Annotated in this window: 18 protein-coding genes; 6 read left to right on the forward strand and 12 right to left on the reverse strand. The window is 72.0% G+C overall.

Annotation, left to right across the window (positions count from 1 at the left end):
* Positions 1-116: 116 nt before the first annotated feature.
* From ACA514_RS00475 to ACA514_RS00515, 9 genes are all read right to left on the reverse strand, one after another.
* On the reverse strand, positions 117-2225 hold the full coding sequence (locus ACA514_RS00475; protein ID WP_375038928.1) for a hydantoinase/oxoprolinase family protein: 2109 nt from the start codon (positions 2223-2225) through the stop codon (positions 117-119).
* 34 nt (positions 2226-2259) lie between these two features.
* Positions 2260-4590: a hydantoinase B/oxoprolinase family protein gene (locus tag ACA514_RS00480; RefSeq protein ID WP_375039373.1), complete on the reverse strand. Its 2331-nt coding sequence runs from the start codon at positions 4588-4590 to the stop codon at positions 2260-2262.
* A gap of 86 nt (positions 4591-4676) precedes the next feature.
* Positions 4677-6374 (reverse strand): class I adenylate-forming enzyme family protein, encoded by a 1698-nt coding sequence (locus ACA514_RS00485; RefSeq protein ID WP_375038929.1) that lies wholly within the window; start codon positions 6372-6374, stop codon positions 4677-4679.
* The gene (locus ACA514_RS00490) at positions 6371-7426 is read right to left on the reverse strand and encodes a phosphotransferase family protein (RefSeq protein WP_375038930.1); all 1056 of its coding nucleotides are present in this window, start codon (positions 7424-7426) and stop codon (positions 6371-6373) included. Before ACA514_RS00490 ends, ACA514_RS00485 begins: the two co-directional genes overlap by 4 nt.
* A complete protein-coding gene (locus ACA514_RS00495; protein ID WP_375038931.1) occupies positions 7426-9012 on the reverse strand; it encodes a class I adenylate-forming enzyme family protein in 1587 nt (528 codons plus the stop codon). Before ACA514_RS00495 ends, ACA514_RS00490 begins: the two co-directional genes overlap by 1 nt.
* Before the next feature lie 31 nt (positions 9013-9043).
* Positions 9044-10054 carry an LLM class F420-dependent oxidoreductase gene (locus ACA514_RS00500; protein WP_375038932.1) on the reverse strand — a complete coding sequence of 337 codons (1011 nt, stop codon included), beginning with the start codon at positions 10052-10054 and terminating at the stop codon, positions 9044-9046.
* Positions 10051-12765, reverse strand: a complete 2715-nt coding sequence (locus tag ACA514_RS00505; RefSeq protein ID WP_375038933.1) for an ATP-binding cassette domain-containing protein — start codon at positions 12763-12765, stop codon at positions 10051-10053. Before ACA514_RS00505 ends, ACA514_RS00500 begins: the two co-directional genes overlap by 4 nt.
* The gene (locus ACA514_RS00510; protein ID WP_375038934.1) at positions 12762-13514 is read right to left on the reverse strand and encodes an ATP-binding cassette domain-containing protein; all 753 of its coding nucleotides are present in this window, start codon (positions 13512-13514) and stop codon (positions 12762-12764) included. The genes ACA514_RS00505 and ACA514_RS00510 overlap by 4 nt, the downstream gene beginning before the upstream one ends.
* A gap of 10 nt (positions 13515-13524) precedes the next feature.
* Complete coding sequence (locus tag ACA514_RS00515; RefSeq protein ID WP_375038935.1) at positions 13525-14712, reverse strand: ABC transporter substrate-binding protein; 1188 nt, start codon at positions 14710-14712, stop codon at positions 13525-13527.
* Positions 14713-15019: 307 nt separating this feature from the next.
* Here ACA514_RS00515 and ACA514_RS00520 point away from each other — a divergent pair, with 307 nt between their 5' ends.
* From ACA514_RS00520 to ACA514_RS00530, 3 genes are read left to right on the forward strand one after another with little or no spacing between them, the layout of a single operon-like run.
* The gene (locus tag ACA514_RS00520; protein ID WP_375038936.1) at positions 15020-17083 is read left to right on the forward strand and encodes a hydantoinase/oxoprolinase family protein; all 2064 of its coding nucleotides are present in this window, start codon (positions 15020-15022) and stop codon (positions 17081-17083) included.
* Positions 17080-17820 (forward strand): enoyl-CoA hydratase, encoded by a 741-nt coding sequence (locus ACA514_RS00525; protein ID WP_375038937.1) that lies wholly within the window; start codon positions 17080-17082, stop codon positions 17818-17820. Before ACA514_RS00520 ends, ACA514_RS00525 begins: the two co-directional genes overlap by 4 nt.
* A gap of 24 nt (positions 17821-17844) precedes the next feature.
* On the forward strand, positions 17845-18861 hold the full coding sequence (locus ACA514_RS00530) for a hypothetical protein (protein ID WP_375038938.1): 1017 nt from the start codon (positions 17845-17847) through the stop codon (positions 18859-18861).
* 77 nt (positions 18862-18938) lie between these two features.
* Here the strand turns inward: ACA514_RS00530 and ACA514_RS00535 are convergent, their stop codons facing one another.
* The gene (locus tag ACA514_RS00535; RefSeq protein ID WP_375038939.1) at positions 18939-21059 is read right to left on the reverse strand and encodes a hydantoinase B/oxoprolinase family protein; all 2121 of its coding nucleotides are present in this window, start codon (positions 21057-21059) and stop codon (positions 18939-18941) included.
* An 88-nt stretch (positions 21060-21147) separates the two neighbouring features.
* On the opposite strand from ACA514_RS00535, the gene ACA514_RS00540 reads away from it, so the two are divergent.
* On the forward strand, positions 21148-22029 hold the full coding sequence (locus ACA514_RS00540) for a hypothetical protein (protein WP_375038940.1): 882 nt from the start codon (positions 21148-21150) through the stop codon (positions 22027-22029).
* A gap of 64 nt (positions 22030-22093) precedes the next feature.
* On the opposite strand, the gene ACA514_RS00545 is transcribed toward ACA514_RS00540, so the two are convergent.
* A complete protein-coding gene (locus ACA514_RS00545; protein WP_375038941.1) occupies positions 22094-23317 on the reverse strand; it encodes an acetyl-CoA C-acetyltransferase in 1224 nt (407 codons plus the stop codon).
* Positions 23318-23385: 68 nt separating this feature from the next.
* On the opposite strand from ACA514_RS00545, the gene ACA514_RS00550 reads away from it, so the two are divergent.
* Positions 23386-24258 carry an SDR family NAD(P)-dependent oxidoreductase gene (locus tag ACA514_RS00550; protein WP_375038942.1) on the forward strand — a complete coding sequence of 291 codons (873 nt, stop codon included), beginning with the start codon at positions 23386-23388 and terminating at the stop codon, positions 24256-24258.
* A 100-nt stretch (positions 24259-24358) separates the two neighbouring features.
* On the opposite strand, the gene ACA514_RS00555 is transcribed toward ACA514_RS00550, so the two are convergent.
* Positions 24359-25528, reverse strand: a complete 1170-nt coding sequence (locus ACA514_RS00555) for an acyl-CoA dehydrogenase family protein (RefSeq protein ID WP_375038943.1) — start codon at positions 25526-25528, stop codon at positions 24359-24361.
* Between the two features lie 127 nt (positions 25529-25655).
* Between ACA514_RS00555 and ACA514_RS00560 the strand changes: the two genes are divergently transcribed.
* Positions 25656-26420, forward strand: coding sequence for an enoyl-CoA hydratase/isomerase family protein (locus tag ACA514_RS00560; RefSeq protein ID WP_375038944.1), 765 nt, complete (start codon positions 25656-25658; stop codon positions 26418-26420).
* The last annotated feature ends 22 nt before the right edge of the window (positions 26421-26442 follow it).

Genomic DNA, 26442 nt, shown 5'->3' on the forward strand with positions numbered 1-26442 from the left:
CCTGGCGAGCCGCGGCCACTGCGCACCGAGGCCCTCACTGGCTGCTGGTCGCGTCGGCGGGAAGGCACCTCCTTGCCAACCGACTGGTCGATATCTTACACGGCAGGGAGGCGGCTTCAGGCGGCTATGACGATGTTGCCCCACGGGTCCACGGTGGCCAGCTGGCCGGGCCGCAGGGCGAGGGTCGTGTCGACGAACTCCACGATCGCCGGACCGCTCACGCGGGCCCCCGGGCGCAGCAGCCCGCCATCGTGGACGGGGGTCGGCCGCGGAGCGGTGCCGAGTTCGTACCACACCACGTCCCGCGTGCCCGCGGGCTCGGCATCGTAGGGCTCGCCTCCCTCCACTGCCGCGAGCCGGTCCGCGCTCACCCGGGCGCGAGCGCTCACCCGGATCGCCGTGATCATGAAGCCCGCCTGCGGGTACCCGCTCCCCGGCCCGTAGAGCAGTTCGTACTCGCGCTCGAACGCCGCGACCAGCTCGTGGATCTCCCCTTCGCCGTAGACGCCCGGCGGAGCGGGAATCCGCAGCTCGTTGACCTGCAGCCGATAGCGCATCTCCACGAAGCGTTCCAGCACGACCTCGTCGTGGGGCAGCGACTCCGGGAGCGCCGAGCGGACCTTGTCCTCCAGGTGCTTCCACGCCGTGTTGAGCACCTCGGGGTCGAACGGCGACGGGGTCAGCAGCGGCACGTCCTGCACGATCATGGCGTCGGCGGACGCCACGCCGAAGGCGGACCAGCCGGCGGCCAGGTCGCCGAGAGGCATGACCACGGTCCTGATGCCGAGCTTGCGCGCCACCATCGGGCAGTGGACTCCCCCGGCGCCGCCGTAGGCGTACATGACGCAGGCGCGCGGGTCGTAGCCCTGGTGGATGCTGGACAGGCGGATGGCGTCCGCCATCTGGTCGTCGACGATGCGCGCGGCGGCGGCGGCCGTCTCGAGCGCGGTGAAGCCCAGCGGGCGGCCGGCGCGTTCCAGCGCCTCCAGCGCCGCGCCCGCGTCCAGTTCCAGCGCGCCGCCGAGGAAGAAGTCGGGGTTCAGGTGGCCGAGCACCAGGTCGGCGTCGGTCACGGTCGCCTGGGTCCCGCCACGCCCGTAGGCGGCGGGGCCGGGGACCGCACCGGCGCTGCGCGGGCCGACGCGCAGGCTGCGCGTGTCCTGGTCGTAGGCGACGATGGAACCGCCGCCCGCGCCCACCGACCGTACGTCGAGCGTGGGGACGAAATACTCGTACTGTCCGTACCGCGTGGTGGACCTCGTCACGGGCTCGCCGCGCCGGATCACCCCGACGTCGAACGTCGTGCCCCCCACGTCACCGGTCAGCACGTTGACGGCGGCACCTTCGCCGGGGGCCACGGCGCGAGCGAGCCGGCCCGCGCCGATCAGCCCCGCCACGGGGCCCGATCCGATGGTCAGCAGGGGCATGCGGCGGGCGTGGGCGATGTCGATCAGGCCGCCCGTGCACGTCATGATCGACAGTGCGCCGGTGAAGTCGAGCGCGCGCAGCTCTCCCTCGAGGCGGGCGAGGTAGCCGCTGGTGACCGGGCCGATCAGGGCGTTGATCAGCGTCGCGACCGTGCGCTGGTACTCGCCGACCCGGGCCACCACCTCGGACCCGACCGAGACGAAGGCCGCGGGCGCCTCCTCGGCGACGATCCGCGCCAGGGCGCGTTCGTGGACGTTGTTGGCCGTCGACCAGAGCAGGGCGATGGCGAAGGCCTCGACGCCGTCGGCGGCCAGCCGGCGAACGGTCTCGCGCGCGCGGTCCTCGTCCAGCTCCACGACGACCTTGCCGTCGGAGGCGATCCGCTCGTCGATCTCGACGACGAGCGACTTCGGTACGAGCGGCTCCGGCTTCATGTGCGCGGCGAGGTGCGCGATGTCGCGGGGGTCCGATCCGACGAGCCGGTGGCCGGCCTGCATCGTGTAGATGCTGTCCCGGTGTCCCGCGGTGGTCAGCAGAGCCACCTTGGCGGTCCGCTTCTCCACGAGCGCGTTCGTCCCGACGGTGCAGCCGTGCAGGATGTCCTGCGCTCGGGACAGCAGTTCCGCGTGTGTGACGCCGAGGCGTGCCGCGGCCGCGCCGATCGACGCGATGAAGCCGTGGTGGAAGTCCGGCGGGGTGGAGGCGACCTTGCCGATGGCGATGCCGCCGTCGCCGTCCACGGCCACGCAGTCGGTGAACGTGCCGCCGATGTCGATGCCGATGGTGTAGGTGCTCATTGACCGTGCCGTTCGTCGTAGGGGCGGAACTGCTTCACAGGAACCGGATCTCCTCGAGCATGGGCTCGGACCGGCGGGCGACCTCGCAGGTCATGAGCGTCTGGCAGGTGGGGCAGCAGTAGCGGCGCAGCACCATGTCCTCGTCCAGGAAGTCCCGGGGGTCGCCGCTGCGGGGGATGATCTCGACGCCGGTCTCGCTGACGCACAGCCCGGCCTTGTAGTTGCCGTGGTAGCCGGCGAGGACGGTCGCGCAGCGGGAGCAGGAGAGGACCCTATGACCGCCGTGGTCCACGGCGGTGACGTATTCGTGGACCTCGCGGGGCGGTGCACCGGTCGCGGGAGCGGACGGCGGTTCGGGGGACGGACCGAAGCGGTCGGCGGCGCGCGGCCAGGTTCTCCGCTCTGCCTTGATGTCCTCCCGCCGCGCGGCCGTGGCGGCCTCGTCGACGGTCCCGTCGTCATGGACGCCGACGCCGTACACCTCCAACGCCGCGGTCCGGGACACGTAATCGTCGAGGACGTCGCGGGCCACGTGAGCCGGAACCCGCTGAAGGGGGTCGCCGTACCCGCCGCCGCCGCACACCACCAGCATCAGAACGTCCCCCGCGGTCAGGGGCGTGCCGTTGGACTTGGCGCGCAACCGCAGGTGCTCGGCTCGGGACAGCTCGTCGACCCCGCGCGGCATGCGACCGGCCTGCCACTGGGCATCCACGTCCGTACCGGTGAACACCTGGTAGTGGGCGGTCGGCGAGGGATGGCCTCCGAACAGGCCCATCCCCTGGTTGGTGGAGATGCCCTGGCCGCCGGCATTGGTGATCGCCTCGATGCCGCGCGCACGGTAGGGAGTGAACGCGACCTCCATGCCGGCTCCTCCGCGCCACCTGCCGGCGCCGCCGCTGTCCTGGGCCTCTTTCCGGTAGAGGATGAGCAGCGGGTAGAACTGCTCGGTCTCCTCCACGTTGGGCATCCTGATCAGCGGGTCGATCGACAGGCCCGAGGAGTTCACCCCGTCGGCGTGGGCGCGCGCGCCGCCGCCGGCGCCGGCCCCTTCGAGCATCGCGGTGCCGAAGTAGTTCCCGCGGTCGTCCATGCCGGCGAGGACGAGGAGCGGATGGTCCGGCCCGGAGACCACCAGATCCTGTTTCATCTCGGGATCGCATGCCATGATCCGGGCGAAGACGTTCTGCAGGCGCTCGAAGGCGCTGATGATGTTGAGCACGCCGCCGCTGACGGCGGCCGGGTAGTCGCAGCAGGTCAGGGTGCCCGGCAGCGGGCGGAAGTCGATCTGCCGGTCGGCGCCGCCGATCGAGAAGGTGTGCTCGTGGAGCAGGGTCAGCCCGGAGATGCCGAGGACGATCCCCATGAAGTTCATGAAGGTGAACCCGTTGGGGCCGTCGCTCTGCTCCTCGGTGCCCTCGTTGTCGACGATCAGCCGGGAGCCGCGCTTGGTGACGTTGAACTGCACCCGGTGCGTCGTCCGGTCACCGGGCAGCTTCTCGTCGAAGTAGAGCACTTCGCTGAGCGTGCAGTCCGGGATCCGCTCCAGCTTGCGGGCGAACGCGGCCTGCGCGTTGTCCAGGATCCGGCGCATGGCCGCCTTCACCGTCGCCGCACCGAACTCCTCGCAGGTCTCCTTGAGCCGGCCGGCCGCGAACCGGCAGCCCGCGAGCTGCGCCCGCAGGTCCAGCGCGACCATGTCCGGCGTCCGGGACTGCCGCCGGTACATCTGCTCGAGGTCATCGCGCAGGACGCCGCGCTCGATGAGTTTGAACGGCCGGAAGACGATCGGGTCGCTGAAGATGTCGGGCGCGTTCTGCGGCCAGCCGCCCGGCACGATCCCGCCCAGGTCGTACTGCTGCGCCGCGTTGGACACCCACGCGAAGAGCTCCCCGTCGATGAACACCGGAGCGGCGATGCACACGTCCATCTGGTGCGACGCGCCGATCCATGGATCGCTCGCCAGGAACACGTCGCCGTCCTCGATGCCGGGGGATTCGCTGAACTTCTCCATCAGGTAGCGGACGACCAGCGGGGAACCGGTGTTGAGGTACTGGATGAACGGTGCGCTCATCACGATCTCGCCGTCCTCGGTGAGGACCGACATGTTGAAGTCGAGGCCCTGGAACACCGGCGAGCCGGACATCCGCGTGAGGGTGTCGCCGTGCGCGAGGTTGATGGTCCAGAGCCGGTTGCGCAGCACCTCGAACGTGACCGGGTCGATCTCGTCGTCCGCGGCCGTGGCGAACTTGAGCCCGGGCGACACGCGGGTCTTCCAGTCCGCCGCCGGCCGGTAGCTGTGGATCAGGCCGTCCCAGACGATGTCGTCATAGGCGGGGTCGTTCGGGCTCGTCACTTCGAGGGGCATCGCGCTCACGCTCCGAGGAGATATCTGACCGAATAGTTGGTTGGTATCGCGCGCCGCGTCCGACCACCGAGGGCGTCGCGCAGGCGCTACGGGGCCGGTTCGGCCAGTTCCGCGCGCAGCAGGCGCTTGAGGCTCTTGCCGGTCGCGTTGCGCGGCAGCGGTGTGTCGCGGACGGCGACCACGGCCGGCACCTTGAAGGCGGCGAGCCGCTCGCGGGCGTGCTCGCGCACTTCGTCACCGGTCACCGCAGCCCCCGTGACAGGCACCACGACGGCGGCCACGATCTCCCCGAGGTCACGGTCGGGCAGGCCGACGACCGCCGCCTCCTCCACCGCCGGATGCTCCTGCAGGACCGCCTCGACCTCGGCCGAGTAGACGTTCTCCCCACCGCGAATGATCACGTCCTTGGCCCGGTCGAGCACGGTCAGGTAACCGGCTTCGTCAAGGGCGCCGATGTCCCCGGTGCGGAACCAGCCCTCGGAGAACGCGGCCGCCGTTTCCGAGGGGTTGTTCCAGTAACCGGCGACCACCTGCGGGCCGCGGACCCAGATCTCGCCCGCCACTCCGGGCGGCAGGTCGGCGCCGTCCTCCCCCACGATGCGCACGGCGGTGCCCGGAGTGGGCAGGCCGACGCTGTCCGGCCGCTCCAGGAACGACCTGCCGTTGTGCTGGCAGGCCGACGAGGTCGTCTCGGTGAGCCCGTACCCGTGGTTGACCGAGACGCCGGGCCCGAACCGCTCCGCGACCGCTCCGGCCAGTTCCGCGGAGCCCGGCGCGCCGCCGATCCCGATGGCCTCGATCGCTGAAAGGTCGTACTTCTCGCTGCCGGGAGCCTCCAGCATCCGGCGGAGCATCGTCGGGACCACGGCCAGGTTCGTGACGCGCTCCCGCGTACAGACCTCCAAGGCCTTGGCCGTGTCCCACTTGTACAACAAGACCTGCTTGACTCCGCTGGCGCCCGCCGCGTACATCGACGACAGGCCACCGATGTGGAAGAACGGAAACGGGTTGAGCAGAGCAGGCCTCGGGGACGTGCCCCGCCGGGGCGGATGGGTCCCGGTCAGCCGACCGACCTCGCCTTGGAACCCGGCCGCCATCAGCAGGGAGCAGTGGTTGCGCGCCGTCCCGACCGCACCCTTGGGGCGGCCCGTGGTGCCGGACGTATAGAGGATCGTGGCGGGGTCGTCCGGCGCGATCTCGCATTCCGGGAGATCGCCCTCGTAGCGGTAGTCGGGAACGATCTCGTACCACGGGACGGCTCCCGCCAACTCTGCTTCCGCAGCACGGGTCACGACGACCGGAAGGCTCTTCGCCGAGTACCCGGCCTCGCGCAGCCGCCGCCAGCGTTCGCCGTCCAGAACGGCCAGCGCTGGATCCACGTCGCCAAGCGCCCAGGAAAGCTCACCCCCCGTCCACCAGGCGTTGAGCGGGACGGCGACCGCGCCGAGGACCTGGCAGGCCCAGAAGGCGATGACGAATTCCGGCAGATTTCGCATCGCCAGAACGACGCGGTCCCCCTTGCCGACGCCGAAGCTCGCGCGCAGAGTCGCGGCCATGCGGGCGACGGCGGCACGCTGCTCGGCAAAGGTGAGACGTTCGGATTCGTAGACGATGGCGTCCCGGTCGGCGTACTGCCCCATCGACTCGAAAACGGCTCGCAGGTTCGGCGGGGCGTTGAGGTAGCAGCGCACCGCTCGCCCGGCGATGACGACGTCGCTCAATTCGTACGGCGCGCCCGGCGCCATGAGCGCGGCCCGCGCAGCGTCGACGGTGAGTTCCGTCATGCCCGCCCCTTCGTCCCGGTCGGCATCTGATTCGCGTAGTCCAGCCAGGCCAGGGCGGCGGTGACGAACTTGGAGGTGTCGTAGTCCTCGCCCATCGCACCGGATTCGTACCGCGTCCAGCTGCGCAGTCCTGTCGCGGCCAGCCGCCAGCACGCGAACGCCTGATAGAACTCGATGCCCTCCAGACCGGTCCCGGACAGCCGCGCGTAAAGGTCGAGAGCCTCGTCGACGGGGATCGCCCCACGGGCGGCGGTGGGCATCCGGGTGCCGAGCATCGCCTCGGCGGGCGGGTCCCAGAAGGCCGCCATCATGCCGACGTCGGCCAGCGGGTCCCCGAGGGTGACCAGCTCCCAGTCGAGGACGGCGCGAATCGTTCCGTCCTCGCCGATGATGGCGTTGCCGAGCCGGTAGTCCCCGTGGACGACGCCGCAGGCGCGGTCCGGCGGCATCCGGAGCAGCAACCGGTCGCGGGTTTCCTGGAACAGCTCGACGACGCCCGTGCCGTCCTGGAAGGGCAGGTCGTCGACCACACCGCTCCAGCGCCGGAACTGCCGTTGCAGGTAGCCGGTGCGCGGGCCGAGGTCGCCGAGGCCCACGGCGTCCGGGTCGACCGCGTGGAGGGCGGCGAGCGCGGCGACGACGCCCCGCGAGGCGACCGTGAGCGCCTCCGGCGTCACGCAGGTACTGGCCTCGTCGGCGTCCGCGAGGACGAGGCCGGGGACGAAGTCGGTGACATGGCACGAGAGTCCGAGCGGGTCGTCGTCGGTGCCGACGGCCCGCAGCCGCGGCACGGGGACCGGGGTATTCGCCAGGGCCGCGATCGCGCGAGCCTCGCGCGCCGTGTCGTGCGCCCGGCCCCGGTGGGTGCCGGGCGGGCGGTGCCTGAGCACCCAGCCGTGCCCCGCCCGGTCGTCGAACCGCCAGGTGAGCATCGAGAAACCGCCGGCGATTCGGGTGAACGCGAAGGGCGGGACCGCTTCGGGAAGCGCGTCCGCCAGCCAGCGGGCGAGCGCGGGCGGGACCTGTTCCTCGAGCGAGCGGGCGCCTGTCATCAAGAGCCGCTCCGTCCGGGCGTCCGCCGGGCGTCCAGGCGGTCCACGGACGTGTTCATCTCCTCTTTGACCTGGGTGCGGCGGCACTTTCCGGCCGCGGTCATGGGCAGGCCGGGGACGAAGCGCCACACCCGCGGGATCTTGAAGTGGGCGATCCGCCCGGACAGGAACGCCTCGAGCTCCTGCGGGTCGATCGGGTCGCCCCGTGGCACGACGCTGGCGCCGACGAGTTCACCCCAGTCCGGGTCGGCCACCCCCACGACCGCACAGGCCGCCACCTCGGGGTGCTCGGACAGCGCGGCCTCCACCTCGGCCGGATAGATGTTCTCCCCGCCGCGGATGATGACCTCCCGGCTCCGGCCGCGGATCACGACATTGCCGTCGGCGTCCATGGAGCCGAGGTCGCCGGTGCGCAGGAATCCGTCGCCGGCGAGGACCTCCGCGGTCCGTTCCGGCTTGCGGAAGTAGCCCTCCATCACCAGCGGCGACCGCACCAGGATCTCGCCGGTCTCTCCCGGCGCGACGGCGCGGCCGGTGGCCCGGTCGACGATACGGACCTCGGTCGCCTCGACCGGCCGTCCGGCGGTGGTGGCCAGCGACTCGGGATCGTCGGACGGGGTGCTGCACGTGATGATCGGGCACTCGGACTGGCCGTAGGTGGTCAGCACGCCGGCATCGAGCTCGTCCTGGATGCGCCGGACGAGCCGCGGGCCGATGTCGGCGCCGCCGAGCGCGACGGTCTTGACCGTGCGTGCGGCGTCGCGGAGGCCGGGGCGGTCCAGGACCCGCTCGATCATGATGGGCACGCCGCCGAGGTGGGTGACCCCGGCGAGGGACAGCAGGCGGACGGTCTGTTCGGGATCGAACCTGTCGACGACGATGAAGGCGCCGCCGCTGGTGAGCGCGCCGAGGACGACATAGAGCGACCCGCCGATGTGGTGGTACGGCACGCTGTTGAGGCACACCCCGCCGCTGGCGAGGTCGCGCCGTTCGCGCAGGTGAGCGGCGTTGAGCACGGAGCGGTGGCTGAGGAGTGCGCCCTTGGCCCTGCCGGTCGTGCCCGAGGTGAACTGCATGAGGAACGGCGCACCGGCCGGGACGTCCCTCCTGGCGGGCGGCGCGTCGGCCTGGCCGGACAGCTCCCTCAGCGTACGCACGCCCGTGCCGCCGGCCAGCAGCCTGGCACGTTCCTCCAGCGGAACGCCTCGGCCGTCCTCACCGGTGAACAGCACCGACGGCTCGGCGAGCTCGATCGCCGCGGCGGCCTCGGCATTGGTCCACGCGGTGTTCAGCGGCGCCAGCACCAGCCCGCGGAGTGCGCAGGCGTGCTCCAGCAGAACCCATTCGACACAGTTGCGGCCCCAGACGGCGACCCGGTCCCCTGGCTCCAGATCGCTGAGCCCGTACGCCACCGCGTTCGCGCGTGCCTCGAGTTGCCTGTAGGTCAGCCGGCGCAGGGCGCCGCCCGCCTCCCACAGCACCGCCGGCCGGTCCCCGTTGACGAGCGCCTGCTGCCTCAGGACATCTCCGACCGACGCCTCCAGCAGCGCGTCGCCGCCGGCGGCGGGTCCTTCCCCTGCGCTCATCCCGGTCCCCTTCCCCACATCTTTATCAACTTTATAGTTGGTTATTCTGCGCTGACCTCGGCTGTTGGTCAACGCCCCCCGCCGGTCCCAGCCGGAGCAAGGTGGCATGGGCCGGCCCCGGGTCCGGGCCGATGACCGAGATCACCGGACGCGTCACGCCGGCACGGACGTAATCGGCGAGGCCGGCCCGGATCTGCGCCTCGTCTCCGATCAGGAAGAGCTCGTCCACCAGCGAGTCGGGAACGGCGGCCAGGGCGCCCTTGCGGTCACCGGCCCGCCAAGCCGTCGTCATGGGCTCCAGGACGTCCCCACGGCCGAGCCAGGCATGGTAGGCCGCGTAGACGCCGGAGTTGAGATAGCCGGCGATATGCCTTCGGGCGTACTCGCGGGCGGACTCGCGGTCCCCGGCGGCGACGACGAACAGCCGGGCGACGACCTCCGCGTCCGGGTTGCCCTCCAGTACGAGGGGCGCCACCTTCCGGACGTCGTCCGGGCTGAGCCAGTTGAGGACCGCGCCGTCGGCCTCCGCTCCGGCCAGGCGCAGCATCTTCTCCCGCAGAGCGGCGACCAGGACGCGCGGCCGGTGCGGCGGCGTCCGCGCCAACCGGAAGCCGTCGATGTCGAAACTGTCGGAGCGGAAGGTGACGCGGCCGCCCTCGAACGCCTCGCGCAGGAACCGCACCGTGTCCCTGACCCGCGTGTACGGGCGACGGAACGGGACGCCGTGCCATCCGGCGACCACGGCCTCGCTCGATGCGCCGATGCCGACGTGGACCGGCTCGGTGCTGGACTCGGCCAGGCTGAGCGACTGCATCGCCAGCAGGCCCGGCGAGCGCGTGAAGACGGAGGCCACCGCGGTCCCGAGCCGCAGCCACGGCCGGCCCACCGCCGCCGCGAGCAGCGGGGCGAAGGCGTCGGAACCGGTCAGCTCGCTCGTCCACAGCTCTCGGTACCCGGCCGCGGTGAACTCCTCGACCCTCTCACCGACCTGGTCCAGCCGCTCGTCGGCGCCGGTCATGCTCACGGCGAGCCGCGGCGTCACGACGGCACCGTCCCCGGCGTCAACGGCTCGCCGCCGCCCAGGTAGGCCGCCCGGACGGCCGGATGCCGCTCGATCTCCTGGGGCGTGCCGACCGCGAGGGTCCGGCCCAGGTTCATCACCTGGACGCGGTCGCAGACCGTCATCACCATCTCCATGTGGTGCTCGACGAGAACGACGGCCATGCCCCACTCGCGGGCGAGCCTGCGCAGCAGGACGATGAGCTCCCGGACCTCCCCCGGCCCGAGGCCCGCGGCCGGTTCGTCGAGGAGCAGGACCGAGGGCGCCCCTGCCACGGCTCGGGCGATCCCGACGAGGCGGCGCAGGCCGAAGGAGATCTCGCCCGGCATGTCGGCGGAGCACCGCTCCAGCCCGAAGAGGCCGACCGCCGCCCGGCCGGTCGCCGACAGCTCGCTGCGGGCCGGCCGGACCAGGTCCATGAGCAGACCGCCCAACCGGCCGCCCTCGTGCCCGACCATGACGTTCTCGCCGACCGTCAGGTCGTCGAACAGCTCGATGCCCTGGAACGACCGGGCGAGCCCGGTGCCCGCGCGGCGGTGCGGCGGCCGGTCCGAGATGACCTCGTCTCCGAGGAACACCCGGCCGCGCGCCGGGACGAGACCGGAGATGGCGTCGATCGCCGTGGTCTTGCCCGCGCCGTTCGGGCCGATGAGTCCGAGGATCTCCCCGGGCCGCACGGTCAGCGACAGCTCCTCGACGGCCCGGACCTCACCGAACCGGACGCCGAGATCCTCGACCCGCAGTCCGAGGGGGCGCACGCGCGCAACCGCCTTTTCCGGCTCGGCCGCCTCGTGCGAGACCGCGCGGCGGTGACGCGGCCGCATCGCGGACGGGAAGCGCTCGGCGAGCAGGGCGCCGATCCGCCGCCAGGCCGCGAACGTCTCGGGGACGATCCCGCTCGGCTGCATGACGAGGGTCAGCATGAGCGCCAAACCGCTGATCAATGGCAGGTAGTCGGCGATGCCGGTGAAGCCGAGCCAGGTGGACACGATGCCGCCGGTGGCGATGACCCCGCCGATGACGGCACCGCCGCCGTAGCCGACGCCGCCCAGCACGACGGTGCCGACCAGCAGGATGGAGCTGAACGCGCCGAAGCCGGTGAAGGTGGCGACGCCGGTCTGGAACGAGGCCAGGACGCCATAGAGCCCGGCGATGAACGCGGCGAGGGAGAACGCGACCAGCTTGGCCGACCGGACGCTGATGCCGATGGAGGCGGCGGCGCGCTCGTTGCCCCGCACGGCCAGGAGCTGGCGGCCGAAGGCCCCTTTGCGGATGTGGACCATCAGCAGCCCGACCAGCAGGAGGATCACCAGCACCAGGTCGGCGTACCGGACGGGGTGCAGCGCCGTGTCCACCGACCAGCCGAAGACCGACAGCGGCCCGGTCGTCAGCCCGGTGAAGCCGCCGGTCCAGTCCGTGTTGTTGAACGCGACATCGTTGACGACGACCCCGAGGGCCAGGGTGATGGCGGCCAGGCTGGCGCCACGCGTGCGCAGGGCGGGGATGGCGACCAGGAGCCCGGCCGGGACGGCCGTGAGTCCTCCGGCGAGCAGGCTGGGAACGAGCGGCCAGCCCCAGGAGTGGGCGGCGTTGGCCGCCAGCAGCGCGCCTATGCCGCTGAGCGCGTACGGCGCCAGGGTCAGCTGGCCCGCGTACCCGGTGACCAGGACGATCGAGAGCCCGACGATGGCGACCATGCTCGTCGTGGTGACCGGGCCGACCCAGGACGCCGGTCCGAGGTGGGCGGCCAGGAACAGCGCCGCGACGGCCCCCAGGACTCCGGTGCGTCCGAAGGCGGCCCGGCCGACCTTCGGCAGGGCCTCCTGGATCTCGGCGCGCACCGGCAGGCTCCGGCCGCGCGCCACGAACAGGGCGGCGATCCCGAGGAAGGGGACCGCCTGCGGCCAGCCCGGAGTGGAGATGTAGTTGCCGACGACGGACTCCGCGGCCCCGAGCAGCAGGCCGGCGGCCAGGGCACCGGGAAAGGAGGAGAACCCGCCGGCGATGGCCGCCGCGACGGCCGGCACCACGAGCATGGGCAGCGTCTCGGTCTGCAGACCGGTCAACGGGACGATGAGGCAGCCGCAGAGCCCGGCCAGCCCGCTGCCGACCGCCCAGTTCGCGGCCGCGACGAGCCGGGGCGAGCCGCCGAGCGCCGCGACCGCGTCGGGGTCGTGCCACACCCCCGTGGTCAGCCGGCCGAACTGGGTGAACCGGTAGGCGTACCAGGCGATCGCCGTCACCACGATGGCGATGGCCACGAGGATGAGCCGGTCCACGCCGACCGCCGCACCGCTCCACAGGTGGACGGCGGAGCTGGGCAGGTAGCTGTGCACGAGCCGGCTGTCGGTGCCGTAGTGCAGGGCCACCGCCGATTGCAGGGTGATGAACAGGCCCAGGGTGGCCGCTACCCGCGCCAGGGCCGACGCCCGGCGCATGGGCGCCATCACGAGGAAGTGGAAGAGCACGCCGAAAAGGGCGGCGAGCGCGGTCACGATGGCGACGGACGCGGCGGCCGGGATGGAGAGACGGGTGTGCAGGTCGACGAACACGTACGCGCCGGCCATCGCGATGGCGCCCTGCGCGAAGTTGAGCACGCCGGAGCTGCGGTAGACCGCGACGATCCCCTGGGCGAGCAGTCCGTAGATCGCGCCGCCGCCCAGGCCGATGATCGCGTAGAGCAGAACGTTCATGGCAGCCTCGCGCTGTCGTCGGTGGCGATCGTCAGCCGTTCGATCTCCTCTGTCCGGTTCCGGTAGTCGGCCGAGGGGCCCGCCAGGGCGACGGCGCCCTGGCGCAGGACCAGGAACCGGTCGGACAGTGCCAGCGCCCGTTGGAGCACCTGCTCAACGAGCAGCACGGCCGTTCCGGCTTCCGCGGCCCGGCGGAGCAGGGCCGAGACCGTTTCCGCGGCCAGCGGCGCCAGCCCCTGGCAGAACTCGTCGACGACCAGGAGGCGGGGGCGCCTGGCGAGCGCCCGGCTGACGCTCAGGAGTTGCTGCTCGCCGCCGGACAGCAGTCCCGCCCGGCGGCTCAGCAGCTTCTCCAACGGGGGCGCGAGGGCCACGACGGCGGCAGTGTCCACCTTGGCTAGCCGGAGGTTGTCGCGGACGGTGAGGGCGGGGATCAGCGACCGGTTCTCGGCGATGTAGCCCAGTCCCGCGCGGGCGCGGGCGTGCAGTGCCGCTCGCGTCACTTCGCCGAACAGCCGGATCTCGCCGCCCAGCGGGCGCTGGAGTCCGACGACCGTGCGCAGCACCGTGGTCTTGCCGGAGCCGTTGGCCCCGAGGAGGGCCGTGATCTTTCCCTTCCGGACGGCCAGGTCGATGCCCTGGACGACCTGAAGGTCCTGGTAGCCGACCGCCAGCGCCGTCGTCTGGAGGACGACCTGGGCGGGCGACGGGTCGTCTCCGCCGGCCGGTTCGTTGCGCGCCGTCGCCACCGCCCGCCTCCTATGCCCCGCCGTAGACGCTGACGAACGACCTGGTGACCGGGGTCCGCTTGCCGTTCGTCACCCCGTAGTCGATGACGTACGGGTCGGCGATCCGCGGGTACTGGGGCAGGACTCCGGGCTTGGCGAAGCTGATCGATCCGCCGGTGAGTCCGTGGGTGTCGATGGCCGGCGCCGTGTTGAGCCGGCGGACCAGTGTGGCGCTGGTCAGCGAGGACTGGCCCTTGAGCAGCTGGGCGATCGCGTACGTGCCGAGCCAGGCGCCGGCGGAGATGCCGTCCCGCCTGGCCTTCGGGTCCTGCGCCTGCATCTGCGTGAAGAACATCGACGCCTTCGGATCGCCGGGGTCGGCGATGTCGCTCGGCGTGTAGGTGTTGTCGGCCAGCGGGCCGAGGCTCTGGATGTCGGTGTCGAGCAGCGTCGGGTATCCGGCGGCGAAGGGCTTGGAGAACCCGGCCTGCCGGACCGCCTTCAGGATGCGCGCACCGTCCCCGGCGTTGCAGGCGCAGGCGATCGCGTCGGGCTTCTTGCCGGTGGCCTGGGCGGCGGCGGGCGACGGGTCGGAGTTGCCGATCTTGGAGACGACCTGGCCGGCCACCGTGCCCCCGGCGGCCGCCACTCCCGCGGAGATGAGGCCGGCCACGAAGGCCGACTGCGGGTTCTCGTGCTTGACGATGGCGACCCTCTTGCCGCCCTTCTGCACGGCCAGCCGTCCGGCCTGGTAGAAGCCGGTCACGGTCCCGCCGGTCATCGGGTAGGACATCGCGTTCGTGGCCTGGTCGGCCGAGATCACGTCCAGACCTACCCAGGGGATGCCCGCGGCCTTGAGCGTGGGCCAGAGCTGGGCGGTGAACAGGTCGATGCCCCCCACCATGGCGACCACGCGCTGCTGTGCCGCCTTCCGCACGCAGGCGAGCGCGGTGGACGGGTTCAGCTGGTCGTTGCACTGGACGACCTTGATCGGGTGGCCGTCGACACCGCCCGCCTTGTTGATGGCCTGTGCCGCCGCCAGCGCGCCGGTCGCGGCCTGCGGGTAGGACAGGTTCGGGCTCGACAGCGTGCCGGACACCATGATCGTCACAGGGGAGTCCGCCGCCGCGGAGCCGGCCCCGGATTCGGAGTTACCGCAGGCCGTGGCGAGGGCCGCGATCAGTGCGCAGGCCAGGAATGGGGTGGTCGTTCGCCTCACGGGTGTTCCTCTCACCGTCGGGACATGACCCAACTGACCGGTCAGGTAGGACTCGATGGCGCGGCGATCGCGATCCGCTCCCCTCGGCGATCAGCGAGCACCTTGGCGTCACCGACTAACCAGTTGGCTGGGGAAGCTAGCAATGTCGCGGGCGGACGTCAATGCTCGACCCGATAAAGCCGGTGCGACCTGCCGCAAGCCCGAGGAGTGCATCACTGGGCCGCCATCCGACTTCTTGCTTTAATCGACCATTCAGTTGAGAATAGGTGATCCGAGATCGCCCGACTCTGACACGGTGGTGAGGATGATGACGGGTGCCACGTGCATCGGCGTCGACGTTGGCGGAACGTTCACCGATGTGGTGCTCTCCGACGGCGCGCACGTGTGGCGGGCCAAGGCGGCGACCACGCCGGGCGACCTGGGCCGCGGAGTCCTGGACGCCTGCCGGCTCGTCGCGGCGGCCGCGGACACGACGCTGGAGGCCCTGCTTCCGAACGTCGCCCGGTTCGGACTGGGCACCACCGCGGTCACCAACGCGATCGCCTCGCGCACCGGCCGGCGGATCGGCCTGGTCACCACGGCCGGGTTCGAGGATCTCGTCCCCATCGCCAAGGCGCTGCGCGTGCCGTCGGGCGACGGCTGGCTGATGCCGCCCGCCGGCCTCATCGATCCCGAGCGCATCGTGGGCGTCACCGAGCGGATCGACCGCACCGGCACGGTGATCACCGGTCTGGCCGCGGGCGAGGTCGAGGCCGCCGGCCGGCATCTCGTGCACGGCCACGGCGCCGAGGCGCTGGTCGTCTCGTTCCTGTGGTCGTGCGCGAACGACGCGCACGAACGGGCCGCGGCCGAACTGCTCAGGGCCGCGTTCCCCGGCGTCCAGGTGTTCTCCGGCGCCGAACTCCTGCCGGTGGTCCGTGAGTTCGAGCGGACGCAGTTCGCGCTGCTCAACGCCTACACTTCCGGAGCCCTGGCCGGGGTCGAGACGCTCGTCGAGGACCTCGTGGCACTCGGTTTGCCGAACCCGCCGCTGCTGGTCCACTCCGGCGGCGGGTCCATCTCGGTCGCGCAGGGCCACGGCGCGCCCGCCACGCTGGCCGAGTCCGGGCCCGCCGCCGGGGTCGTCGCGGGACTGGCCTTCTGCGCCGCCACCGGCGTCACCGACGCGGTGACCGCGGATCTGGGGGGCACGTCATTCGACGTGTCCTTCATCTCGGCGGGCGAACCGACCCGGCGCAACCGCGGCGAGCTGATGGGCGTCTGGACCGCGCTGCCGATGATCGACATCGACTCCGTCGGCGCGGGCGGCGGATCCGTCGGCTGGGCGGACGCGCTCGGGATCCTCCGGGTCGGACCTCGCTCGGCGGGCGCGCAGCCGGGCCCGGCCTGCTACGGGCGGGGCGGCACCGACCCCACGGTCACCGACGCCCTCGTGGTCCTCGGCTACATCGATCCTTACATGTTCCTCGGCGGCGACATGGTCCTGGACGGCGACGCCGCGCTGAAGGCCTGCGCCCGGCTCGGCGCGCAACTCGGCATGGACGCCCTCCAGACGGCATGGGGCATCTGGGAGGTGGCCAAGGCGACCATGGTCAGAGCACTGCGCGCACGGTTCGCCGAGCGCGGATGCGACCCCCGCGGGTTCTCCCTCATCAGCATGGGCGGCTGCGGCGCCCTCGTCAGCGCTCCACTGGCCCAGGAGCTCGGGCTGCGGAGCGTGCTCATTCCCGATCTCGCGTCCGTCATGTCGGCCTTCGGTGCGGCCACCTCCGATGTGCGACGCGAGCGGAGCCGCTCCGTCACCGCGGTCGTCCCGGCCGCGGCCGAACCGCTGGCCGAGGTCGCCGACCGGCTCACCGCCGAGGTCCGCGCGGACCTGGCCGCCGACGGCATCGGCGCGGACGCCATGCACGTCGAACTCGTCGCCGACATGCGCTTCAGCCGGCAGAAGCACGAGCTGCAAATACCGTGGACCGGCGGCTTCGACGCCGCGAACCAGGCCGAGCATCTCGAACGGTTCCGTGCCGAGTACCAATCCAGGTACGGCAGGGGCGCCATCGTGTCCGGGGCGCCCGTGGAGATCGTGACGCTGCACGCCGTGGGCACGGGCCGGACCGTCCGCGCGACTCTCACCGCGGACACCGCCCAGACCGCGGATGCCGCGCCGATCAGCAGGTACCGGCCCGTCCACGTCTCCCAGCAGCGGCCCCCGTTGCGCGTGCCGGTCGTGAACAGCGCCGACCTGCGCCCCGGACACCAGCTGGCCGGACCCGCACTCGTCGACGCGCCGGACACCACGGTGTGGGTCCCCGAGGGCCAGATCGCCTCGGTCGACTCGCTGCGCACGCTGCACCTGAGCGCGGCGACGTGACGGACGAGGCGGACCGGGCCGCGCGTCCCACAGACGCCGGCCCCCTCATGGTGGTCGACCGCCCGGCCGCCGGTGTGGTCATGCTGTCGCTCAACCGGCCGGCCAAGAACAACGCGCTGTCGGCCGCTCTGCTGACCGAACTGGACGCGCTGCTCCGAGCGTGGTTCGACGAACCCGCGACCCGTGCCGTCGTGCTCACCGGAACCGATCCGGCCTTCTGCGCCGGTGTCGACCTCGACGGCATAGCGGCGGGAGACGACTTCCCGCCGGACGCGATCCGGCGTCTGCGGACGGCGCCCGTCCCCGTCATCGCCGCGGTGAACGGCGCGGCGGTCACCGGCGGCCTCGAACTCGCGTTGGCCTGCGACTTCCGGATCGGCAGCGAGCTGGCGCGCTTCGCCGACACCCACGCGCGGCTGGGCTTCACGCCCGCCTGGGGCATGGCGGCCCGGCTGCCGCAGGCCGTGGGTCAGGCATGGGCACGCCAGATCTCCCTCACGGGATCGTTCGTCGACGCCGGGACCGCACTGCGCATCGGGTTGCTCAACGAAGTGGTCCGCCACGATCGGCTCATCGACCGCGCCGTCGAACTCGCCGGCCTGATCGCGCGGACCGATCCGGAGACGGCGCGCCGCATCCGCGACCTTTACACGATCGCGCGCGACGGTTCCGGCGGAGAGGCCCTCGAAGCCGAGGCCCGGGCGTCCCACGTCACCTGGGACGAGCCTCGGACGTAACACGAGAGCACCGAAGGGGAACCCATGTCCATGTTCGTCGAGTCCATCGACCCCGTCCACGAGTACCGGCACACGCCGGACGAGACGCCCGCCTACAACGAGTCCACCTACTACAACTTCACCTCGCCGGACTCCGGGGTCGTCGGCTGGCTGCGCATCGCCGTGCAGCCGAACCGGCCGGCCGGGCAGGCGACGGCGCTGCTCTTCCTGCCGGAGGGCGAGACGCTGATGACGTTCAGGCGGGTGGGCGAGACCGGAGCGGACGCGCTCGCGGTGGGCCCGATCGAGATCGAGATCCAGGAGCCGCACCGCAGGCAGCGGCTGACCTTCGAGGACTCGGTGTCGGTCTTCTCCGACCCGCGGGTGCTGGCGGACCCGGGGCGGGCGTTCCGCGAGGCGCCGGTCGCGGACGTGCGCCTCGACCTGGCGGTCACCGGCAACGGCGACTCCTTCGGGGCCGGCGGGGACGATCCGGCCAACGTGCTCGAAGAGAGCATGGCCCTGGGCCACTACGAGCAGTTCATCCGGTTGGACGGCGTCCTGCGCGTCAACGACCGGGAGTACCGGATCAAGGGCGGCGGGCTGCGCGACCACTCCTGGGGACCGCGTGACTGGGCCGGACCGCTGTACTACCGGTGGATCTCCGCCTCGTTCGACGACGGGCTCGCCGTCATGGGGTTGCAGGTCGCCCGGCCCGACGGGGGCATGACGCTGCGCGCCGCGGTCGCCTCGGGAGGGGTGGCGTACGAGGCGGAGCTCGGCGAGGTGACGATGGAGTGGACCGGCGACGGCTTCTGCCGCCGCCTGTCCTGCCCGGTCAAGAGTGCATTGGGAGACCTGCGGCTCACCGCCACCGCCCGTAGGCCCGAGCGGTTCGTGCCGCTGCGGCACCATCGAGCGGAGGAGGGAACCTCGGAGGGGGTGACCCGGATCGGGTACTCGCCGTACGACTTCCACCTCGGTGACGGGCGCCGCGGCCTGGGCATCGTCGAGGTCCTCGATCGGCTGGTCGACGGCCGTCCGGTCTCGATGACCCGATAGCCGGCTCGGCTCCGTACAGCCGCGACCGCCCGGCAGAGCAGGGCGGTCGCGGCTGTGCGTCTTCCGGGGCGGGCGGCCTACGCTCGGACGGTCGCGCCGGTCCACCGGGCGGGCAGGCTCACGACGCTGCACGGAGCGGTCTCCGGGACGACCTCGGCCATCAGCGCCCGGCCGCCGGCGGGGTCCAGATACGTCCGCTCGACGAGCCCGTCCACCACCTTCGTCTCGATGACGGGGCAACCGTCGGTCCAGGCTCCGGGGGCATGCGCGAGGACCGCGCCGCTCTCGCTCGCCACCGCGCTCATCCCTCGCTGCTCGACCCCGGGGAAGAGCGGCACCGGCGCCAGATCGAGGTCGCCGGGGCGAGCCGGGCCGGTGACCGGGGACACGGCCGGTGCGGCGGCGGCAAGGCGCTCGAGCCGGATCCGTGCCCGGCGCTCCCGCGTGGCGGCCAGGTCGACGCCGCCGTCGACGATCACGCCGTACACGCGACCGGCCTCCTGCTCCGTCAGGCGGCGCTGCCGCACGTCGCGGGCCACGGCCTCGGGATCGCGGTCGAGGGGGTCCCCCCAGCCGCCGCCGGACGGCAGGCCGAACTCGATGCTCTCACCGGCGGCGATCGTGACGTTGCTGCTCTTCGGCGGGAGTTCCTCCGCCGAACCGTCGGCCCGGTGGCGGATCACCGTGTTCACCGCGCCGGGCCCGCCACCCGCCCAGCCGTTGAGCGGCAGGCGTTCCCTGATGCCGATCAGCTGGCCGACGATGGCCTCCGCGCCGTGCGGGCGGAACCGCATGTGACACCCTCCGCCGCCGCGGTGGGCGCCGGCGCCGAACGTGCCCTTGCGGATCTTCTTGAAGTCGACGAGGACGGGGTAGAAGGCCTCGAGCATCTCCACATCGATCGCCTCCATGATCGGCTTGCGCGTCACCATGAAGGTCCACATGTCGGTCCCGTCGCGGTCGATGCTCCCCGCGGCGCCGCCCATCGCGCCGTCCAGCATCATCCACCCGTCGGGGTGGCCGTCGGGCGTCGTGTAGGCCCACGTCTGGATGCCCATCGCGGTGTGCGCCACCGGCCCGGTCTGCAGCCGGCGGACCTCCGAGTCCGGCGACGCCGCGATGGCGAGCATCACGCACGCCTCAGCGGTCATGCCGGCGTTCATGGCGACGTCGCAGTGCGCGGACGCGATCGGCGCCGGCGGCGAGCTGTTGACGATCGTGCCGGGCGGGCAGATGACCGTGATGGGGTCGAACATGCCTTCGTTCAGCGGGATGTCCCAGGTCAACGCGTCGGACGGGTCGGCCACCACGCCGGCGACGACGATGTGCGGCCGCGTGTTGAAGTAGTGCGTGGCCTGCGGCGGCGCACCGGTGAAGTCGAACGTCATCGCGTCGCCCGCGACGGTCAGCTCGCAGGGCACCTCGTACAGTTCCTCGCCCCATTCGGTCCAGGTGGTGGTGCGGTAGACGCCGTCGGCGAGCTGGGAGATCCGGCGGCGCATCTCGCGCTCGGCGAGCCGCCGCAACTGGTCCGTCCCGTCGACGAAGCCCTGGGCGCCGATCGTCGCGGCGATCTCGGCGAGCTTGTTTCCGGCCACCTCGCAGCCCGCCACCAGACTGCGGACGTCCATCTCCACGACGTCGGGGATGCGGACGTTGGTGCGCAGCACCTGCCAGATGTCGCGCTGCTCGACGCCCGCCTGGAACAGCCGGACCGGCGGCAGCCGCAGCGACTCCTGGAAGCAGTCGGTCGCCTCCGGCGTCCACGACCCGAAGACCATGCCGCCCATGTCCATCACATGCCCAGAGTTGACCACCCAGGCCACGAGCCGCCCGTCCACGAAGACCGGCATCTGCACGAGGACGTCCTGGGCGTGCAGGCCACCGCCGTTGTAGGGGTCGTTGGCGAAGAAGACGTCCCCTTCCGTGATCGTGTCGCCGTGCGTCTCGATGGTCACCTGCACCGCGTACCGGCAGACGCCGAAATGGTGCGTCACCGCGCCGCCCGCCACCATGAGCGCCCCGGTGGCGTCGAGCAGCGTGCAGGAGTAGTCGCGGCACTCGGTGATCACCGTGCTGATCGCCGTCCGCTCGATCGCGATCGCCCCTTCCTCGGCCACCGCCTGCAGGCGGGACCGCAGGATCTCGAGACCGACCGCATCGAAGGGATCCCTTCCGACTGCGCCTTCCTGGGCCACGAAACACCTCCGCGAACAGCCTGGTAATGCGAGGAGCTTAGGACCGCCCGTCGTTGTAGTCAACCAATCGGCTGGTTATAGTGAGCGGATGAACGACTCGATCACGGCCTGCCACGACCTCGTCTTCATGTGCGCGGACACCGGCACCGTCGTCGCCGTGACCTATCGCGGCGACGAGCGTCCCGTACTGGAGCGGGCCGTCATCTTCCCGGCGTCCGGCCGGGCGCTCTGGGTCGATCCCGCGCTCGGCGGCGGCTCCCCGGCCGCACTCGCCGTCCGGAGCCGCGGCTCCGGCGGCCGGTACGGCCTGCGGCTGTCGGCGCGGGCGGTACCGGTGGCCGCCCCCGACCGCCCGATCGACGATGGAGCCGCCACGGGACCGTCGGTACCGGTCTCCATCGACATCGCCTTCGAGCAGGCTTCCGGGCACCTGGTGCTGGAATCGGGAACGGCACCTGGAGAACGCGTGGCCCTGGCCCGAGGGGCCGGCTCGGTGGCCGTGGGCAGTGTGATCCATCGCGTCGAAGGGTCCGCCTGGTCGGCCGACGGCCCGGGCGCGCCCGGGGACCGCCGGGCACGTGCGGTCTTCCAGGACGGGTCGGCGCTCTTCGTGACCGCGGCCTCCACCGGGCTCGCCGCGGCGCTCGTCCACAACAGCCGCATCCGGGCGGTGACGGTCCACGATTTCGCGGTGCGGAGCGCGGGGTCCGAGCGGCTCGGGCGGACGGTCTCCTGGGCGGCCGGCGGCCCGTCTCCCGCCGGCGCCGCGGCCGAGATCCGGGACCCGGAGCAGCGGGTGACCGCCCTGCGGCCGGACCCGAGCACCCCGGGCCTGCCGGTGTGGAGCTGCGCGCCGTTCGTCTTCGTCCGATCGGGCGTCACCGGCCTCGGCCTCGTCGAGCGGCGAACGCGCCTCACCGTCGCCGCACCGGCGACCGAGCCCGCTCTCGAACTACCCGATCCGTTCTGACGACCCGGGCCGGCGGGCGGTGCGTCATCGCCCGCCGGCCCGGGGCCGCGCCATCGCGCGACGGTCAGATGCGCTCGATGACCGTGGCCGTGGCCATGCCACCGCCGGTGCACATCGTGACGACGCCGGTCGACAGGTCGCGGCGCTCCAGCTCGTCCAGCAGGGTCGCGAGCAGGATCGGGCCGCTCGCGCCGATCGGATGCCCCAGGGCGATGGCGCCCCCGTTGACGTTCACCTTCGACGCGTCCACCCCGGTCTCGCGCATGAAGCGCAGGACGACGGACGCGAACGCCTCGTTGACCTCGAAGAGGTCGATGTCCGCCATCGTCATCCCGGCCCGCGCGAGGCACCTGGACGTCGCCGGGGCGGGGGCGGTCAGCATGATCACCGGTTCCGCGCCCACGCTCGCCGTGGACAGCACACGGGCGCGGGGGCGCCAGCCGCGCTCACGCGCCGTCTCCTCGCTGGTCAGGAGGACCGCCGCGGCGCCATCGGCGAGGCCCGAGGAGTTCCCCGCATGGTGGACGTGATCGACCACCGCCAGCTCGGGGTACGCCTGCCGGCACATCTCGTCGAAGGAACGGTCGTAGCCCTCCAGGACCGCGCTGCCCATGCGCGCGAAGGACGGCTGGAGCCCGGCCAGCCTCTCCGCGCTGGTGGCCCGCGGGAGTTCCTCGCGGTCCAGGACGACGGAGCCGTCCTCGGCCAGCACCGGCGCCATCGATCCGGCGAACCGGCCGTCCGCGATGGCCGCGGCGGCCCGGCGCTGCGACTCGAGCGCGTACGCGTCGACGTCGGAGCGGCCGACTCCGTCGAGGCTCGCGATCAGATCGGCGGAGATGCCCTGGGGAACCAGCGGATGGCGGGAGCGCAGCTTCGCGTTCCCGCCGTCCAGCGTGAGGGCTCCGCCGGCCGGATAGCGGGACATCATCTCGACGCCGGAGGCCACCACGGTCTCCGCCTGCCCGGCGGCGATCATCATCGCGGCCGTGTTCACCGCCTGCTGGCCGGAACCGCAGAACCGGTTCATCGTCAGGCCGGGCACGTGCTGTGGCCAGCCCGCGGCCAGCACCGACAGCCGGGCGATGCAGTCGCCGTGGTCTCCGACGGCGTTGGCGCAGCCGGTGAGCACGTCCTCGACATCGGCCGGGTCCAGCCCGGTCCGCTTCTCCAGTTCACCGAGCACCCCGGCGAGCAGTTCCTGCGGATGGATCCCGGACAACGCGCCGCCGGGCTTGCCCCTCCCCCGGGGCGTGCGGACGACGTCGACGATCACGGCACTCTGCATGAAACCGACACTATCAAGCCAACCGTTTGGTTGGCTATAGTGTGCTCACCACATCTCGAGGAGGTTCGGTGACCGAGGAACTGCGTTACGACGACCGGGTGGCGATCGTGACCGGAGCCGGAGCCGGGTTGGGGCGCGCCCACGCGCGGCTGCTCGCCTCGCGCGGCGCCGCGGTCGTCGTCAACGACATCGACCGCCCGGGCGAGGACGGGCGCACGCCCGCGGCGGTCGTCTGCGAGCAGATCAGCGAAGCGGGAGGCACCGCGATCGCCTTCGACGCCTCCATCGCCGAACCGGGCGCCGGCACGGAGGCGGTGGAGACCGCCCTCAAAGCGTTCGGGCGAGTGGACATCGTCGTCAACAACGCCGGGATCGTCAGGGACCGGTCGTTCGCCAAGATGTCGGAGGAGGAACTGCGGGCCGTCCTGGACGTGCACCTGCTCGGCTCTTTCCGGCTCACCCAGGCGGCCTGGCCGCACCTGGCGGAGCGGCAGTACGGGCGCGTGGTCATGACGACGTCCGTCGCCGGCCTGTTCGGCAACTTCGGCCAGGCGAACTACTCCTCCGCGAAAGCCGGCCTCGTCGGCCTCGGCCGGACGCTCGCCATCGAGGGCGCACGGAAGAACATCAAGGTCAACATCGTCTCCCCGGGCGCCGCCACCGACATGACCTCCGCGGCACTGCCCGCGGAGCTGCACGCGGCGATGTCCCCCGACCGGGTGGCGCAGATGGTCGGCTACCTCTGCCACGAGTCCTGCGCGGTCACGGGCGAGATCTTCTTCGCGGCCGCCGGGAACTACGCCCGCGACCTGATCATCCAGACCGCCGGATACAGGAATCCCGGAGCCACGGTCGAGGACATCGCCGCGAACCTCGGCCGGATCATGGACACCTCCGAGTGGACGATCCCCACCGAAGCGCTGGCAACGCCCGACATCTGACCCGGACCTCGCCCCCGGACGGAACGGGTCGGGAAGGCGGCACGCTTCCTTCCCGACCCGCCGGGCCCTCACGGCCGCGTCACGGTCTGAGGGCTCCTGATCACCGCGGCAGGCCCAGGCCCCGGGTGGCGATGATGTCGAGCTGGATCTCGTTGGTGCCGCCGCCGAACCGCCACACCGGCGACGACTGCAGGCCGTGCTCCAGATGGCCGTGCGCAGGGGCGTACTCCGATCCCGTCGCGATCGCGCCCTCCTCGCCGCTCAGGTCCAGGCCGGTGTCGCAGATCCGCTGGCGCAACTCCCCCCACCAGATCTTGTTCATCGAGGCCTCGGCGTAAGGCACCTTCCCCGCGGCGAGCATGCGCGCACCGCGCAGCGCGAACAGACGGCAGATCTCGACATCGACGGCGTGCTCGCCCATCACCACCTGAAGCATGTGGGCCTCGGCGTCGTCGCCGTCCAGGAGCCCGCGGGCGGAGGCCCACTCTTCGAGCTGGCGCAACTCCCACCTGGCCTCGTTGTGGTAGAACATCCGCTCGAAGTTCAGCGCGGCCGTGACGGCCTCCCAGCCGCCGTTCTCCTCACCGATCATCGCTGACGCCGGAACGCGCACGTCGTCGAGGAAGACGGCGTTGGTGCGCTCGCCCCCTTGGGTAATGATCGGCGTAACGCTGATCCCCGGGGCGTCCATCGGGACGATGAACAGGCTGACCCCCCGGTGCCTGGCCTCCTGGGCACCGGTCCGCGCCGCCAGCCAGAGGTGGGTCGCCACCGACGCGCCCGTGGTCCAGATCTTCTGCCCATTGACCACGTAATGGTCCCCATCGCGGACCGCCCGCGTGCGCAACGCCGCCAGGTCGCTGCCCGCGTCCGGCTCGCTGTAACCGATGGCGAACTCGAGTTCACCGCCGCGGATGCGCGGCAGCAAGTCCGCCTTCTGCCCGTCGGTGCCCATCAGCATCAGCGTTGGGCCGATCGAGTTGAGCGTCAGCAGCCCGTTCGGGAGGCGGCGGTCATAGAGCTCTTCCGCGAAGAGCCACTGCTCGATCGGCGTCCGGCCCTGACCTCCGTACTCGCGCGGCCAGGAGATTCCGAGCCAGCCGTCCGCGCCCAGCCGCTTGAGGAAGCGCCTGCCGTGCTCGCGCGGCTGCATGGGATCCTCGGTGTTCTCCGCCCGGGCCGCCTCGATCAGCTCGGGCTCGAGTCCGTCGAGGTAGGCGCGCAACTCCGCGAGGAACTCGAGCTGCCGCGTTCCGATCGCCGTCTTCATCGATTGTCCTCCCGGGCCGCCGGCGTGACGGCCGTCCATGCGCCGGCGGCTCCGCGCCGAGCCGTGGCGTCGCCGTGCCTGACGGCGATTATAACCAACCAACAAGTCGGTCAGCTACGATGCCCGCATGAGCATCGAGTTCGAGAGCGCGGACGGGATCGCCCGCGTCACCCTGGCGGCGCACGAACGCCGCAACGCCCTCACGCCGGAGGAGTTCGCCGAGCTGCGCGACGTCCTCGCCTCCATCGCGGCGTCCCCGGGCGAGCGGGCGGTCGTGCTGACCGGCGAGGGCACCGCCTTCTGCGCCGGCGCCTTCCTCCCGTCCGACGGCCCGCAGGTGCCGCCCATCGTCCTCATGCGGCGGATCAACGAGACCGCTCGCGTGCTCCACCGGATGCCGCAGCCGTGCATAGCCGCCGTCAACGGCCACGCGGTCGGTGCCGGCATGAGCCTGGCCCTCGGATGCGACCTCGTCGTCGCGTCGACCGCCGCGAAGTTCGGCCAGGTCTTCGTCAAGCGCGGCTTGTCCCCCGACTTCGGCAGCTCGTGGCTCCTGCCGCGAATCGTGGGCCTGCACACGGCCAAGAGGCTGGCGCTGCTCGGCGACATCATCGACGCGCACGAGGCCGCGCGCCTCGGAATCGCCGCGGAGGTGGTCGCTCCCGAAGAGCTCGACGCGGCCGCCACGCGCCTCGCGCGGCGGCTCGCGGACGGCCCGCCCATCGCGATGGCCCTGACGAAGGACCTGCTCAACCAGTCCTCCACGATCGGCTTCGACGACGCACTGGACCGCGAGGCGACGGCGGCGGCGGCCAACATGGCCGCCGAGGACACCGCCGAGGCGTTCGCGGCTCTGCGGGAGAAGCGCGCGCCCGTCTTCAAGGGCCGCTGACGGCGGTCCGAGGCGGCGCGGC

Source organism: Actinomadura sp. NTSP31 (assembly GCF_041951385.1).
In the GTDB taxonomy this organism is placed as follows: Bacteria; Actinomycetota; Actinomycetes; order Streptosporangiales; family Streptosporangiaceae; genus Spirillospora; species Spirillospora napierensis.